Source organism: Enterobacter sp. CP102, assembly GCF_025152625.1.
Lineage (GTDB): Bacteria > Pseudomonadota > Gammaproteobacteria > Enterobacterales > Enterobacteriaceae > Enterobacter > Enterobacter soli.
In genome coordinates this window covers 2,254,159-2,268,698 of record NZ_CP104014.1, presented here as the reverse complement: position 1 = coordinate 2,268,698, position 14,540 = coordinate 2,254,159, and the positions used below count along the sequence as shown (strand labels likewise).

Genomic DNA, 14,540 nt, shown 5'->3' with positions numbered 1-14,540 from the left:
AGTACCTTTTTCAGAGCAAACCGCAACGGTGTTTGCTGCGCGCTTCCGCCTCCTGATACAACGTAAACTCGTCATAGACCGCGCAGCCTAGCGCGGTTTCAAACGCATCGCGGCTGGCGTTTCCGTGACTGCGCGCCTGGGTTTCATTCCCCAGATTTGACTGGAAAATACCCGCCGCACTCACCGGCAGAAAATCTTCGTAGGTAATCGGCTGAGCAATCACCCATCCCCGCTCAATCAGCGGCTGCGGATCGTCGCCCGGGCGGAACGCCTGACGGTGCGCTTCCCCCGCTGGAGTGAGACGGTAGCGGAAATAGGCCAGCTCCTGACGACGCAGGAACATTTCGCTGTCCGGGAAGGCGCTGAACACCTCTTGCAGGTGCAGCTGGTGCGTCAGGTTATCTTTCCCGGTACCGGCCTGCCCCAGAAGGCTGTCGTACAGCTCGCGGCCTTTCGGCGTCAGCGCCACGCCGCGCTGTTCAATTTCACCAAAGCGAGCAGTATGGGTTCCCAGATGTTCACCGGAAAAGAGCACCGGCTCTTCCAGTGCTTTGAAGCTGGTCTGGCGCAGTAAAATCGGCACTTCGCGGCGCGGCGGCCCTTCAATCAGGATCTTGGGTTCAATGCCATATTTCGGCATCAGCTCCTGGGCGCGGTCGATATCCAGCGTTCGTGGCGTAAGGTGGTTGATATGGCAACCCGGGAAACAGACCACATCGGCAATCAACCGGTGTTCATTGCTTAGCGCCAGATACGTTTCCTGATCGACCGTGGCATGGCGATGCCAGCGGAAGGTTTCAATCGCCTCTTTCACAAACTCGCGGGCCTGCGCCTCTGTAAAGCCCCCTTCAGACTCATACAAGTCAATCAGCGCCAGGCAGCGTGGGGTAAAGATATTTCGGCTCGCCAGGATTTGCGCGGCGCGTTCGCGTAGCGCGACGTTCTCGATCAGCTCCAGGCGCAGCAGCGAAGTAAAAATACGAAACGGATTGCGGGACAACGCCTCATCATCAATCGGACGGAACGCCGTGGAGTGGACAGGGACGCCCGCCTGAGAAAGGTCGTAATAGCTGACCGGGAACATCCCCATAATCGCAAACATCCGGCGCAGCGTGGACAGTTCAAGTGCCGTGCCAACGCGGATCGCGCCGTGGCGTTCAACGTTCAGGCGCGCCAGTTCATCTGCGTTCGCCAGTTGTTCATGTAACAGGGGATTGTTTTCCAGAACGGCCAGGTTCACGTCGGCAACCAGTTCAAGTAACGTGCCGTACTGCGGAACTTCCTGCTGGTACATCGCCGACATAGCCTGCGAAAAGTGTTCCCGAATATCATCAGCCGTGATGGTGTTCGCCATGATGTCATGCCTCCAGTGAATATTACCTGGAGTGTAGAGAAGCCCGTTCTGGTTGGCGGGAAGAATTTACAAATTGTGATCCAGGCAGATGAGTGGTTAAAGGCTGTACTTTCGGGTGTGAATTCAGGTTATTGCGTGCGGGAGTGAAAATGGGTCAGTTGAAAAACAGCTTGTAACTCAAATAGATCAAATGTTAAAAATATTTTGCTATCAGGTTATCAAAATTAAACAACTTAACTTGTCACCCGCATCGCTCTGTTTTTAACATCGCCTATGGAAAAAAATGGTCTGTTCAGTCAGCGCATACGCTTGCGCCATTTGCATACATTTGTGGCCGTCGCTCAACAGGGAACGCTGGGGCGAGCGGCTGAAACCCTTAACCTAAGTCAGCCCGCACTGTCGAAAACACTCAACGAGCTGGAACAACTTACCGGAACCCGGCTGTTCGACAGAGGACGCCTGGGCGCACAGCTCACGCTCGTGGGCGAGCAATTTCTGACCCACGCTGTGAAAGTTCTGGATGCCCTCAACACCGCAGGCCAGGCGTTAAACCGTAAGGACGATCACACCAGCGAAATCGTTCGCGTGGGCGCCCTGCCAACGGCGGCGTTGGGCATTCTGCCCGCAGTAATCGGCCAGTTTCACAAGCAGCAAAAGCACACCACGATCCAGGTTGCGACCATGAATAACACCATGCTGCTGGCAGGACTCAAATCTGGCGAACTGGATCTGGGGATCGGCCGGATGTCCGACCCGGAACTGATGACGGGCCTTAACTATGAACTGTTGTTCCTGGAATCGCTCAAGCTGGTGGTTCGGCCGAACCACCCGTTGTTGCAGGATACCGTCACCTTAAGCCGCGTTATGGAGTGGCCGGTGGTGGTGTCACCAAAAGGTACAGTCCCGCGTCAGAACGCCGAAGCGCTGTTGCAATTACAGGGATGCACTCTGCCAACCGGCTGTATCGAAACACTTTCAGCCTCCCTTTCACGCCAGCTGACGGTCGATTTCGACTATGTGTGGTTTGTGCCTTCGGGCGCGGTGAAAGATGATTTACGCCACGGCACGCTTACGGCGCTGCCGGTCACATCGCCCGGAGCCGGAGAGCCAATTGGCATTCTGACCCGCGTTGATATCCCGCTTTCAACAGGCGCACAGACGCTGCTCAGCGCCATCCGCAAGTCAATGCCTGCCTGATCCTCCCCTGGCAACCTCTCCTTTCACCCGCCGTCACGGCGGGTTTGATCTGTTCACTAATCAAATAATGCGAAATCTTTCATTAACAATTGCGTAAAACAATTTAACAGTTTTATCATAGCCGCGAATTCACCAAATGGTTCGCAGACTATTTGTTACCTGTGAATTCCTGCGCTGAATGACAGGTTCATTCGCGTAAAACCACCATAACCCTCGTCTTTATTTACCCATTTGGTACAGATGCCGCACAGCACAGACCTGAAAAGACGAGAGTATTTAAGGAGACAGAAATGGCATTTGGCAGCGCGCCGCGTGGGTTACCTCGTATCCTGCAGTGGCTCCTTGCCGGATTGATGGCACTCATCGGTCTGGCAGTCGGCGGCTTGGGTTTCAAGCTCGCCACAGTAGGCGGAAGTTGGTACTTCCTGATAATGGGCGTGGTAATGCTAATTGCCGCAGGCCTGATTTTCACCAACCGCACCAGCGGTATTGTGCTTTACGCCATCGCGTTTATTGCGTCACTGTTCTGGGCCGTCAGCGATGCGGGCTGGGACTTTTGGCCGCTCTTCTCGCGCCTCTTCACCTTCGCGGTGCTGGCGTTCCTGTGCGCGATTGTCTGGCCTTTCCTGCGCGCCGCAAACAGCAATGCGCCCGTCAGAAAATGCGCGCCATTTGGTATCGCCGCGGTGCTGGCCGTTGCCATGCTGGCAAGCTTTGGCTGGATGTTTAAACCGCAAACGCTGGTTACCGCCAACGAGCCGGTTCCGGTTAAACCTGTCGCCCCAGGCGAGCAGCAAAAAAACTGGGAGCACTGGGGTAATACCACGCACGGTGACCGTTTTGCCGCACTGGATCAGATCAACAAACAGAACATCGGCGATCTGAAAGTGGCCTGGGTTGCCCATACGGGCGATATCCCGCAGAGTAATGGCTCCGGCGCTGAAGATCAGAATACCCCTCTCCAGGTTGGCGACACGCTGTATGTCTGTACCCCGTACAGCAAAGTGCTGGCGCTGGATGTGGATTCAGGTAAAGAAAAATGGCGTTACGACTCGAAAGCCACCGCACCAAACTGGCAGCGTTGTCGTGGTCTGGGCTATTTTGAAGACCACAGCAATGTGACAACGTCACAGGCAAAAACCCAGCCTGCGGCCTGCTCTCGTCGTCTGTTCCTGCCAACCACCGATGCACGTCTGATTGCCATCAATGCCGACAACGGCAAAGTCTGTGAAGACTTTGGCGAGCACGGTATTGTTGACCTGAGCGTGGGCATGGGCGACATCAAACCGGGTTACTACCAGCAAACCTCTACACCATTAGTAGCAGGTAATGTGGTCGTGGTCGGTGGACGCGTGGCCGATAACTTCTCCACGGGCGAACCGCCGGGAGTGGTGCGTGCTTATGATGTTCACACCGGCAAACTGGCATGGGCGTGGGATCCGGGTAATCCGAACCTGACCGGCCTGCCAGCGGAAGGCCAGACCTACACGCGCGGTACGCCGAACGTCTGGTCAGCAATGTCTTACGACGCAAAACTGAACCTTATCTATCTGCCAACCGGTAACGCCACACCAGATTTCTGGGCAGGTGAACGTACCGCGCTGGATGATAAATACAGCTCGTCTATCGTCGCCGTTGATGCAACCACCGGCCAGGTGCGCTGGCATTTCCAGACCACGCACCACGACCTGTGGGACTTCGACCTGCCGTCTCAGCCGCTGCTGTATGACCTGCCAGACGGTAAAGGCGGCACCACGCCTGTGCTGGTTCAGACCAGTAAACAGGGCATGATCTTCATGCTCAACCGCGAAACGGGTAAACCTGTTGCGAAGGTTGAAGAGCGTCCGGTTCCTGCCGGCAATGTGGAAGGCGAACGCTACTCTCCGACTCAGCCGTACTCCGTAGGGATGCCGATGATCGGCAACCAGACGCTGACGGAATCCGATATGTGGGGTGCCACGCCGGTCGACCTGCTGCTGTGCCGTATCCAGTTTAAAGAGATGCGTCATCAGGGGATCTTTACCCCACCGGGTCTTGACCGTTCATTGCAGTTCCCTGGCTCGCTGGGTGGCATGAACTGGGGCAGCGTTTCCGTTGACCCGAACAACAGCCTGATGTTCGTGAATGATATGCGCCTGGGCCTGGCGAACTATATGGTTCCGCGTGCAAACGTTGCGAAAAACGCCAGCGGTATCGAGATGGGTATCGTGCCAATGGACGGTACACCGTTCGGCGCTATGCGTGAGCGTTTCCTGTCCCCGCTGGGTATTCCGTGCCAGAAACCACCGTTTGGTACCATGTCTGCAGTGGATCTGAAAACCGGGAAGCTGGTCTGGCAGGTTCCGGTCGGCACCGTGGAAGACACTGGTCCGCTGGGGATCCGTATGCACATGCCTATCCCAATCGGGATGCCTACGCTGGGTGCATCGCTCTCTACACAGTCTGGCCTGCTGTTCTTTGCCGGTACTCAGGACTTCTACCTGCGTGCGTTTGATACCGCAACCGGGAAAGAGATCTGGAAAGACCGTCTGCCAGTTGGCAGCCAGTCTGGCCCGATGACCTACGTGTCACCGAAAACCGGTAAGCAGTACGTCATCATTAACGCAGGTGGCGCACGTCAGTCACCGGATCGTGGTGATTACATCATCGCGTACGCATTGCCGGATAAGCAGTAACGGATGAAAAAAGGGACCTTTCGGTCCCTTTTTTTTTTGCCCTACAGGCCTGGTTTTGTAGGTCGGGTAAGCGAAGCGCCACCCGACACTGCTGGTGACTCAGAACGTTTCCCAGTTATCCCCGGATACAGCAGCAGCGGGACGCAATGGCGCGCTTTTAACAGCCGGCGAAGACACTACCGAACGGCTTGCCGTTGCACCGTTCAGGCGAAACGCGCCTACGGCTTCTGTCAGACGTGCGCCCTGTTCTTCCAGAGACGCAGCTGCCGCAGAGGCTTCTTCCACCAGCGAGGCGTTCTGCTGGGTCACTTTATCCATCTCGGAGATGGCCTGGCTCACCTGCACAATGCCACGACTTTGCTCATCGGACGCCGCAGCGATTTCCAGCATGATGTCGGTGACGCGTTTAACGGCTTCAACGATTTCATTCATCGTATTACCTGCGGCAACCACTTCGCCAGAGCCCTGGTCAATCAGCGACACGGATTCATTGATCAGGCTTTCAATCTCTTTCGCCGCGTTCGCACTGCGGCTTGCCAGCGTACGGACTTCACTCGCCACCACCGCAAAACCACGACCCTGCTCACCGGCGCGCGCGGCTTCTACTGCGGCGTTCAGCGCCAGAATATTGGTCTGGAAAGCGATGCTGTTAATCACCGCGGTGATTTCAGAGATTTTCTTCGAGCTGGTAGAGATATTGCCCATGGTTTTCACCACGCCGGACACCATCTGGCCACCACGGCTGGCTTTGCCGGAGGCATCTTCCGCCAGTTTGCTGGCATGGTGGGCGTTATCCGCGTTCTGCTTCACGGTAGCGGTCAGCTGCTCCATGCTGGCTGCCGTCTGCTCAATGGCGGCCGCCTGCTGCTCGGTGCGTGAAGAGAGATCGGTATTACCGGCAGAAATCTCGCTGGTACCGCGGTAGATCTCTTCCGCCCCCTGGCGAACCGTGCCTACGGTGGTCACCAGCGAGTGCTGCATGGTTTGCAGATCACGCGTCAGACGACCAATTTCGCTGCGGCCAGTTGCGTCGTCCGGCATCGTCAGGTCGCCTTTGGCGATATTCTCAATGCGCTTAGCGGCACGCTGAAGCGGGTTAATCACCGTACGCCGCAGCACGACAAATGTCATCGCCGTCAGTACCAGAGCCAGCGCAAAGGCACCGACCATAAACATCAGGCCCAGCTGCGTGCGGGTATGCGCCTGTGCCGTCAGCGCATTCGCGCGATCGGTACGGATTTTAATCGCCTTCATCAGCACGTCGTTATACCCGTCATCCAGCGGACGTGCGGTTTCGTTTTCGTGGTTGATGATGGCTTCAAACATGCCGTTTTTGGCATATTTCAGCATCGGCTGAAGCCCGGCGATGTAGGCGTCGTAACGCGCTTTCAGATCCGCGTCCAGGGCTTCATCTGCCGGGGTGCGAACCTCGCGTTTCATATACGCCGCAAAACTTTCCTGGGATTGCTTAATGCGCGTTTCCGCCTCGTGGATGTTCTGCTTCATGGCATCCATTTCGGCAATACGGCTCGCCGCACCCGCGTGGATCATATTGATACGGGCAGTGCGTAAGTGGTTTGAACTGTTCGATAACCCCAGACGAACCTGGATTTCGGATGTGACATCCTGCTGATCGGTGTCAGCTTTTAACAGGAAGTAACCCGCCAGACCGGAGCTCAAGGCAAACAGAAGAATAATGCCACCGAGAATGGAGGAAAACAGCGGAACCAGCCTGATGTGATGCAAGAAGCTCAGCTTGTGCTGCGCCTGCATCGAAGTTGTGTTGTCCATGACCGTCGACTCTCTTATAGGTAAGATGCGTAAAAACACGCCTGTAAAATAGTCATCGGCACTGCGGGGAATTAGATTACGGCTAAAATCGCCAGCCAGGTCACAGTTTAGAGAAGATTATTAAAGAAATGCCAGCGGCAAAAACCGCTGGCAGAATAATTAGTTGTCGCCGAAATGGATGACGGTACGAATCGATTTACCTTCGTGCATCAGGTCAAACGCTTCGTTGATTTGCTCTAACGGCAGACGGTGGGTAATGAACGGATCAAGCTGAATTTTTCCGCTCATGGCATCTTCAACCATACCCGGCAGTTGAGTACGGCCTTTCACGCCACCGAACGCCGAACCGCGCCATACGCGACCCGTCACCAGCTGGAATGGACGCGTGCGGATCTCCTGACCTGCACCGGCCACACCAATGATGATGCTTTCGCCCCAGCCTTTATGGCAGCATTCAAGCGCAGAACGCATCACGTTGACGTTACCGATACATTCAAAGCTGAAATCAACGCCGCCGTCGGTCAGCTCCACAATCACGTCCTGAACCGGTTTTTCGTAATCTTTCGGGTTCACGAAATCGGTCGCGCCCATTTCACCGGCCAGCTTGAATTTTTCCGGATTGGTATCCACCGCAATGATACGACCGGCTTTTGCCTGTACCGCCCCCTGAATCACCGCCAGACCAATACCGCCCAGGCCGAACACCGCCACGGTGTCCCCCTCTTTCACTTTCGCCGTGTTGTGAACCGCACCGATACCGGTGGTCACACCGCAACCCAACAGACACACTTTATCCAGCGGCGCCTGCGGGTTAACTTTGGCCAGAGAAATCTCGGCGCACACGGTATATTCGCTGAAGGTACTGGTGCCCATGTAGTGATAAATCGGCTCACCGTTGTAAGAGAAACGGGTGGTTCCGTCTGGCATCAACCCTTTACCCTGGGTGGCTCGCACCGCCTGGCAGAGGTTGGTTTTGCCGGATTTACAGAACTTACACTCGCCGCATTCTGCGGTGTACAGCGGAATCACATGATCGCCTGGTTTCAGGCTGGTAACGCCTTCGCCCACCTCAACCACAACCCCGCCGCCTTCATGGCCGAGCACCGCCGGGAATACGCCTTCCGGATCGTCACCTGACAGGGTGAATGCATCCGTATGGCACACGCCGGTGTGGGTGATTTTGATTAAGACTTCGCCTTTCTTCGGCGGCGCAACGTCAATTTCGACGATTTTCAACGGCTGGCCGGGGCCAAATGCGACAGCAGCGCGAGATTTCATAATGTCTTTCCCTTGTTGTGAGGTCTGTGGGTTTATTTTAGATAAGAGCGCAGTAAATGGCCGACTTCTGCCATTCTGACTGCCCGCTGGTCCGGGGTTGTCTCACCCGTCACCAGCTCATCTTTGAGGTGAATTTCGACCATTTCCCCCATCAGACCATTTGCAGCACCGCGCACGGCGGCGATTTGTTGCAGGATGGCCAGACAGGGTTCGCCGGACTCCAGCGCGCGTTCCAGGGCGTCAACCTGCCCACGGATGCGCCGGACGCGAGTGAGGATTCGTTTTTTATCTGCGGGTGAATGCGGCATACGCCCTCCTGATACTATAGGGGGGTATAGTAAATTGTTATTTGTTCTCTGTAAACCGCCAGTTTCTTATGGCTTTTCGGCAAAATGCTGTAATATGCGACTTATTGCAATATTTTGCAGGATTAAACCCAGATGCATAAAACCGCTCGTCAGAAATACTTGCTTGATATCATTAGTGAAAATGGTCAGGCCAGTATCAGTGACCTCGTTGAAAAGTTGCAGGTTTCTGCGGACACTGTTCGCCGGGATCTTACAGACCTTGAGAAACAGGGGCTGGCGCAGAAGAACCACGGTGGTGCCATCGCGCTCGATCTCTCGGCGATGAACCGCCATGGCAGAAATACGTTACTGCCCAAAACCAAGCAGCAGCTTGGTAAAAAAGTCGCAGAGAGCGTACCCGCAGGCTCAACCCTGTTTCTTGATGCGGGAAGTACGGTAATGGCCGTCGCCACCTTTCTTCAGGGGCCGCTGAAAATCATCACCACCTCGCTGGATATCGCCCAGCACTTCAGCGATCGCGCAGACATTGAACTCATTCTGCTCGGGGGCCAGTGGGATCAGAAACAGCGCCTGTTTGCCGGAAGCGCTACCCTATCCCTGCTTTCTCGCTATCGTGCTGATATCGCCATTCTCGGTGCGTGCGCAATCCATGCCCAGCTTGGGTTGAGCGCCAGCAAAGAAGCCGATGCAGATGTCAAACGCGCGATGCTGGCCGCCAGCCATGAGCACTGGATTGTCGCCGATCATCTGAAACTTAATCACTGCGAACCCTGGCTGGTGTCCGGGTTAGCCGACATTCATCAATTGTTCTTAGATCGTCCCTGGGCTGAACTTGGGGACAATAGCGCACTGCAAGTCACTATTGCAGATGCTTAATAACGTGGAGATGGTCATGAATAAAGTTGTCGCTCGAAACGGTAAGACAATCAACATTGCGCTGATCGGCTATGGGTTCGTGGGTAAAACCTTCCACGCGCCGCTGATCCAGTCCGTCGATGGCCTGAAGCTGGCGGTTGTCTCTTCCCGCGACGAAGAAAAGGTCAAACGCGATATCCCGGACGCCATCGTGGTGGCCACGCCTGAAGAAGCTATCCAGCACCCGGATGTCGATCTGGTGGTTATTGCCTCTCCTAACGCGACCCACGCACCGCTGGCAACGCTTGCCCTGAACAGTGGTAAGCATGTGGTGGTGGATAAACCCTTTACCCTCGATATGCAGGAAGCGCGTGACCTTATCGCGCTGGCAGAGGAAAAACAGCTACTGCTGTCAGTCTTCCATAACCGCCGCTGGGACAGCGATTTCCTCGGTATTAAGCAGGTTATTGAGCAAGGTCAAATCGGCAAGGTTAAGCATTTTGAGTCTCATATCGACCGCTTCCGCCCGGAAGTGCGCGTGCGCTGGAGAGAACAAAACGTGCCTGGCAGCGGCCTGTGGTTTGATATCGGGCCACACCTGATTGACCAGACGTTGCAGCTGTTTGGCCTGCCGCAGTCCGTGCAGGGTAATATCGCCACCCTTCGTGCAGGCGCTGAAATTAATGACTGGGCACACGTGGTCTTAAATTACCCGGAACATAAAGTGGTTCTGCATTGCAGTATGCTGGTTGCCGGTGGCACGTCGCGCTTTACGGTTCACGGTGATAAAGCCAGCGTGGTTAAAGCCAGAATCGATCAGCAGGAAGCGCAGCTTCTGGCAGGCGTCATCCCCGGCAGCGACACCTGGGGTGAAGACAGCGACAGCATGGTGCTGTTTGATGCCAACGGCGAGCCGCACGCGGTTAGCACGCCAAAGGGCGATCAGCGTCAGTATTACATTAACGTGCGTAACGCCCTGAACGGTGAAATCGAGAACCCGGTTCACCCGGTAGAAGCGCTGGCGGTGATGGCCGTGCTGGAAGCTGCGGTGACCTCGTCAGAAACCGGCACCACGCAGCCGCTGGCATTAACCGCGGGCGAGCGCGCTCACCTGCAAAAATAACCTCTGCGGTAACCTGCGGTTCTCCGCGGGTTACCCTCAACGCGGCAGCGGTTTACCGGCAGTTTCTTTCGCCCGCATTACCGTCAGGAAGGTGACTAACGCGGCGACGATGACATACCCGGCAGGAGAAAATGGATTGCCGGTGCTGGTCAGCAGATAGAACGAAAACCACGGGGTGAACCCGCCCAGCAGCGCCACCACAATGTTCCCGGCTATCGCCATACCACCAAATCGCACGCGGGTCGGAAAAAGCTCGGCCATGGCCGCACTGCTCGCACCATCAAACGCCGCAATAAAAACCCCGAGGATCAGCATCGCCATCACGGCAGAGGCCATCTCCCCGCGCGCCATAAGCATCATGGCTGGCAGGGTAAAAACGATTAATCCACCACATCCCACCAGCATCATCGGTTTACGCCCCACGCGATCGGATAACCACCCCATCAGCGGCACCAGCAGAACAATCGCAAATAACCCAAGAGTGGTTATCGCGTAGGCATCCCGCTGAGAATAGGCCATTGCACCTGAAAGATAATGAGGAACAAAGGTTTGCAGCGTCCAGTGCCCCACCGCCTTGATGACCATAAAGCCAGTACAGAACAGCAGTGCGCTCCGGGAGTGGGTCACTACAGCATGAAGGGGGGCTGCGTCGGTTTTGCCGCTTTTCAGCGCCGCCAGAAATTCAGGAGAGTCCTGAAGGTAATGGCGCAGATACAGGCCAATGATCCCGAGCGGGCCGGCTATCAGAAATGGAATGCGCCAGCCCCAGTCATTCATCGCGCTTTCACCCAGCACCGCCGTCAGAAAGAACACCAGCCCGGATCCTGCGACAAACGCCAAAAAACCGAAGCTGTCTGTCCAGCTGGTGAAATAGCCGCGGCGATGAGCTGGGGCGTATTCGGCCAGAAATGCAGTGGCCCCCGCGCTTTCACCACCAACGGCAAAGCCCTGAACCAGGCGGGTGAGCACCAGTAAAATGGTGGCGCTTATCCCCAGTTGCGACCAGGTGGGTAAAATCCCCATCGCGAAGGTTGAACCCGAGGTGAGCAAAATGACCGTGGCCAGCACTTTCTGCCGGCCGATGCGATCCCCGAGCGAACCGAAAAACAGCCCGCCGAGCGGGCGCATAATGAACCCTGCGCCAAATACCGCAAATGATGAGAGTAACGCGACGCCCGGGCTGTCGGTATGAAAAAACTGCATCCCAATAATCCCCGCCAGCGTGCCATAGAGGCCAACATCAAACCATTCGACAAAATGGCCGATACCGGTCGCGAGGAGTACTTTGCGCGGTTTACCCGCGGCGGGTGTCACTGACGTTTCTTCGGCATCATGCGCAGCAGCGTATTGTCTTTCCAGAAATAGTGGTGCGCCAACGCCGCCAGAGCGTGAATACCGATGAGGAAATACCCGAGGTTTGCCAGAATGGAGTGCCACTCTTTAAGCGAGTCGACCCGGTCAAAATTCGCCTCTGCCGCGTGCGGCATCACCAGCCCAAAGGCGTACCAGTCGTTGCCGCGGAAATACATCATGGTCAGGCCAATAACCGGCAGCGCCATAAACAGCAGGTACACCGCCAGATGCCCGAGGTGGGATAACCCGGTGATCATGGCCCTGGGTTTTGGCTGGATAGGCGGTGCCGGATGTTTAAGGCGCACCAGCAGGCGTGCGCACATCAGCACCAGAATCGAGATCCCGCAGGAGACGTGGATCATGTTGATTGTTGGGCGGGCGGTTCGTGGGAAAAAGCCCCTGAACTCCATGGCGCAGTAGGCCACAACGACCAACATAAACACCAGCCAGTGAATGCCAATTTGCAGGCCCGTATATTTAGTGCGCATATGATTTCCTGAGATAAAACAAAATTACGGCCAACATAACCAGCTTTACTTAAAAATTCATTAACTTTTCTGTATGGTTTTTCAAATGCTTCGCGACGCATGACATATCTTCAATTGCCTGCGCGGGTTTCATGGTCTAAGCCTGGATGAGTTCAAACTGTCGCTTCGACAGATTCACCAGGAGAAAACCATGAGTAAAATTGGTATTAACGGATTTGGTCGCATTGGACGTCTCGTATTGCGTCGCCTTCTCGAAACCCAGGACAGCAACACCGTGGTCGCCATCAATGACCTCACCTCCCCCAAAGTTTTGGCCTATCTGCTCAAACATGATTCTAACTACGGTGGTTTTCCGTGGAGCGTTGATTTCACGGAAGACTCGCTGATTGTCGACGGAAAATCCATTTCGGTGTATGCCGAAAAAGAGGCGCAGCATATTCCGTGGAAGGCCGCGGGCGTAGAACTCGTCGTGGAATGCACCGGTTTTTATACCTCAGAAGAGAAATCAAAAGCGCACCTGAATGCGGGCGCTAAAAAAGTGCTGATTTCTGCCCCTGCGGGCGAGATGAAAACCATTGTGTTCAACGTCAACGACGACACTATCAATGCCAGCGATACCATTATTTCCGTGGCATCCTGCACCACCAACTGCCTGGCACCCATGGCAAAAGCGCTCCACGATGCGTTCGGCATTAAAGTGGGGACGATGACCACTATTCACGCCTACACCGGAACACAGGCGCTGGTCGATGGCCCGCGCGGTAAAGACCTTCGCGCCTCACGCGCGGCGGCGGAAAATATCATCCCGCATACCACGGGTGCGGCCAAAGCGATTGGGCTGGTGATCCCGGCTCTGAGCGGCAAGCTGAAGGGCCACGCCCAGCGCGTGCCGGTCAAAACCGGCTCTGTTACAGAACTGGTGTCCATTCTGGATAAAAAGGTCACGGTAGAAGAGATCCACCAGGCGCTGAAACAGGCTACGAAGGATAACGACTCGTTTGGCTACACCGATGAAGAGATCGTCTCATCCGATGTTATCGGTTCACATTTTGGTTCAGTGTTTGACGCGACCCAGACGGAAGTGACGGATGCCGGGGATGTGCAGCTGGTGAAAACCGTTGCCTGGTACGACAACGAATATGGCTTTGTCACCCAGCTGGTACGTACGCTGGACAAGTACGCGAAACTGTAATGATCATGACGGATGGGGATCCCATCCGTCATAACCTGATGTGCAGAAATGCTTTTTATTTGTCACCTCTTTTCGCGAATAATATTATTCACCAACTTTCTGAATGCCACGCAAATTATTATTAGAATTTCTAAATTTAGCTTTTAAATATAGTCACTTTTGTTTCATATATAATCCAAAATAATATAGAGCCAAGACAGATAATCAGGCCTGTCATGATAAAAAATCGTATTTATATTGTTAAGGAACGACAATGAAAAAAGCTATTTTGGTTTCTTTAATTGCACTGGCCAGTGCTTCCGCTTTCGCAGAGCCTACCGCTGTATTGAAAGTACAGGGAACACTGACGAATTCAGCGTGCTCGCCGTCTATCGGCAATGGGGGGGTTATCGATTATGGGTATATTCGTCTTGGCGAATTATCCGCAACGCAAAACAACAAGATTGGTCAAAAACAGGTGCCGGTTACCATTACCTGTACCGCACCAACAAAGGTAGGCTTTACCATTCTTGATAATCGCGGAGACAGCAATGCGCAGCTCCCGGTTGATATTGGCGGTAATACTAACCAGACCGTTAAGTATTACACCTATGGCGTGGGTAACACGACAGAAGGTGTAAAAATTGGCGACTACGGTATGTGGATGACGGATGTCACGGCAGACGGCAATACGGCAGATGCTATTGCCAATAACCACGACTGGGGGACAGAAAAATGGCGTAAAACTGGGATTCCACGTAGCGATGCATTTTCCACTATCTCCTTTGCTGCAACCGGTACCGAGGTTCCTATTGCCCTCACCACGGCTAACTTTAACTTTGTCACCAACCTGACGATTCGCGATACCACCGCTCTGGCCATTACTGACGATACCGCGCTGGACGGTCAGGCCACCATGACACTGGTGTATCTGTAATAATTCCTGT

The 14,540-nt window shown here is 54.7% G+C and carries 12 protein-coding genes; 6 read left to right on the top strand and 6 right to left on the bottom strand.

Features of this window, described 5'->3' with window-relative positions; genetic code table 11:
* Positions 1-10: 10 nt before the first annotated feature.
* Positions 11-1,354 carry a VOC family protein gene (locus N1249_RS10685; protein WP_259837622.1) on the bottom strand — a complete coding sequence of 448 codons (1,344 nt, stop codon included), beginning with the start codon at positions 1,352-1,354 and terminating at the stop codon, positions 11-13.
* 273 nt (positions 1,355-1,627) lie between these two features.
* Between N1249_RS10685 and N1249_RS10680 the strand changes: the two genes are divergently transcribed.
* Together N1249_RS10680 and N1249_RS10675 are read left to right on the top strand one after the other, a co-directional pair.
* A complete protein-coding gene (locus N1249_RS10680) occupies positions 1,628-2,551 on the top strand; it encodes a LysR substrate-binding domain-containing protein (protein ID WP_259837620.1) in 924 nt (307 codons plus the stop codon).
* Positions 2,552-2,841: 290 nt separating this feature from the next.
* Positions 2,842-5,226, top strand: a complete 2,385-nt coding sequence (locus N1249_RS10675) for a glucose/quinate/shikimate family membrane-bound PQQ-dependent dehydrogenase (RefSeq protein WP_259837618.1) — start codon at positions 2,842-2,844, stop codon at positions 5,224-5,226.
* Positions 5,227-5,325: 99 nt separating this feature from the next.
* Here N1249_RS10675 and N1249_RS10670 read toward each other — a convergent pair whose 3' ends face one another.
* The 3 genes from N1249_RS10670 to N1249_RS10660 all read right to left on the bottom strand — a co-directional run bounded on the left by N1249_RS10670 (position 5,326) and on the right by N1249_RS10660 (position 8,603).
* Complete coding sequence (locus N1249_RS10670; protein WP_259837616.1) at positions 5,326-7,017, bottom strand: methyl-accepting chemotaxis protein; 1,692 nt, start codon at positions 7,015-7,017, stop codon at positions 5,326-5,328.
* Positions 7,018-7,176: 159 nt separating this feature from the next.
* A complete protein-coding gene (locus tag N1249_RS10665) occupies positions 7,177-8,295 on the bottom strand; it encodes an S-(hydroxymethyl)glutathione dehydrogenase/class III alcohol dehydrogenase (protein WP_014070233.1) in 1,119 nt (372 codons plus the stop codon).
* 32 nt (positions 8,296-8,327) lie between these two features.
* The gene (locus tag N1249_RS10660) at positions 8,328-8,603 is read right to left on the bottom strand and encodes a metal/formaldehyde-sensitive transcriptional repressor (protein WP_006175178.1); all 276 of its coding nucleotides are present in this window, start codon (positions 8,601-8,603) and stop codon (positions 8,328-8,330) included.
* A 132-nt stretch (positions 8,604-8,735) separates the two neighbouring features.
* Between N1249_RS10660 and N1249_RS10655 the strand changes: the two genes are divergently transcribed.
* Positions 8,736-9,479 carry a DeoR/GlpR family DNA-binding transcription regulator gene (locus N1249_RS10655; RefSeq protein WP_259837611.1) on the top strand — a complete coding sequence of 248 codons (744 nt, stop codon included), beginning with the start codon at positions 8,736-8,738 and terminating at the stop codon, positions 9,477-9,479.
* Positions 9,472-10,581 (top strand): oxidoreductase, encoded by a 1,110-nt coding sequence (locus N1249_RS10650; protein ID WP_409193166.1) that lies wholly within the window; start codon positions 9,472-9,474, stop codon positions 10,579-10,581. Before N1249_RS10655 ends, N1249_RS10650 begins: the two co-directional genes overlap by 8 nt.
* 36 nt (positions 10,582-10,617) lie before the next feature.
* On the opposite strand, the gene N1249_RS10645 is transcribed toward N1249_RS10650, so the two are convergent.
* Positions 10,618-11,895 (bottom strand): MFS transporter, encoded by a 1,278-nt coding sequence (locus tag N1249_RS10645; protein WP_259837607.1) that lies wholly within the window; start codon positions 11,893-11,895, stop codon positions 10,618-10,620.
* Entirely contained in the window at positions 11,892-12,422 is a 531-nt protein-coding gene (gene cybB, locus N1249_RS10640) for a cytochrome b561 (protein WP_259837605.1), read from the bottom strand. The genes N1249_RS10645 and cybB overlap by 4 nt, the downstream gene beginning before the upstream one ends.
* 190 nt (positions 12,423-12,612) lie before the next feature.
* Here cybB and gap point away from each other — a divergent pair, with 190 nt between their 5' ends.
* Both gap and N1249_RS10630 read left to right on the top strand, forming a co-directional pair.
* The gene (gene gap, locus N1249_RS10635; RefSeq protein ID WP_259837602.1) at positions 12,613-13,614 is read left to right on the top strand and encodes a type I glyceraldehyde-3-phosphate dehydrogenase; all 1,002 of its coding nucleotides are present in this window, start codon (positions 12,613-12,615) and stop codon (positions 13,612-13,614) included.
* Positions 13,615-13,867: 253 nt separating this feature from the next.
* On the top strand, positions 13,868-14,530 hold the full coding sequence (locus tag N1249_RS10630; RefSeq protein WP_259837600.1) for a DUF1120 domain-containing protein: 663 nt from the start codon (positions 13,868-13,870) through the stop codon (positions 14,528-14,530).
* The last annotated feature ends 10 nt before the right edge of the window (positions 14,531-14,540 follow it).

Bases quoted from the DNA above. Each gene is read 5' to 3' on its own strand.
- N1249_RS10685 (WP_259837622.1), bottom strand. From the start codon at position 1,354: ATGGCGAACACCATCACGGCTGATGATATTCGGGAACACTTTTCGCAG.
- N1249_RS10680 (WP_259837620.1), top strand. From the start codon at position 1,628: ATGGAAAAAAATGGTCTGTTCAGTCAGCGCATACGCTTGCGCCATTTG.
- N1249_RS10675 (WP_259837618.1), top strand. From the start codon at position 2,842: ATGGCATTTGGCAGCGCGCCGCGTGGGTTACCTCGTATCCTGCAGTGG.
- N1249_RS10670 (WP_259837616.1), bottom strand. From the start codon at position 7,017: ATGGACAACACAACTTCGATGCAGGCGCAGCACAAGCTGAGCTTCTTG.
- N1249_RS10665 (WP_014070233.1), bottom strand. From the start codon at position 8,295: ATGAAATCTCGCGCTGCTGTCGCATTTGGCCCCGGCCAGCCGTTGAAA.
- N1249_RS10660 (WP_006175178.1), bottom strand. From the start codon at position 8,603: ATGCCGCATTCACCCGCAGATAAAAAACGAATCCTCACTCGCGTCCGG.
- N1249_RS10655 (WP_259837611.1), top strand. From the start codon at position 8,736: ATGCATAAAACCGCTCGTCAGAAATACTTGCTTGATATCATTAGTGAA.
- N1249_RS10650 (WP_409193166.1), top strand. From the start codon at position 9,472: ATGCTTAATAACGTGGAGATGGTCATGAATAAAGTTGTCGCTCGAAAC.
- cybB (WP_259837605.1), bottom strand. From the start codon at position 12,422: ATGCGCACTAAATATACGGGCCTGCAAATTGGCATTCACTGGCTGGTG.
- gap (WP_259837602.1), top strand. From the start codon at position 12,613: ATGAGTAAAATTGGTATTAACGGATTTGGTCGCATTGGACGTCTCGTA.
- N1249_RS10630 (WP_259837600.1), top strand. From the start codon at position 13,868: ATGAAAAAAGCTATTTTGGTTTCTTTAATTGCACTGGCCAGTGCTTCC.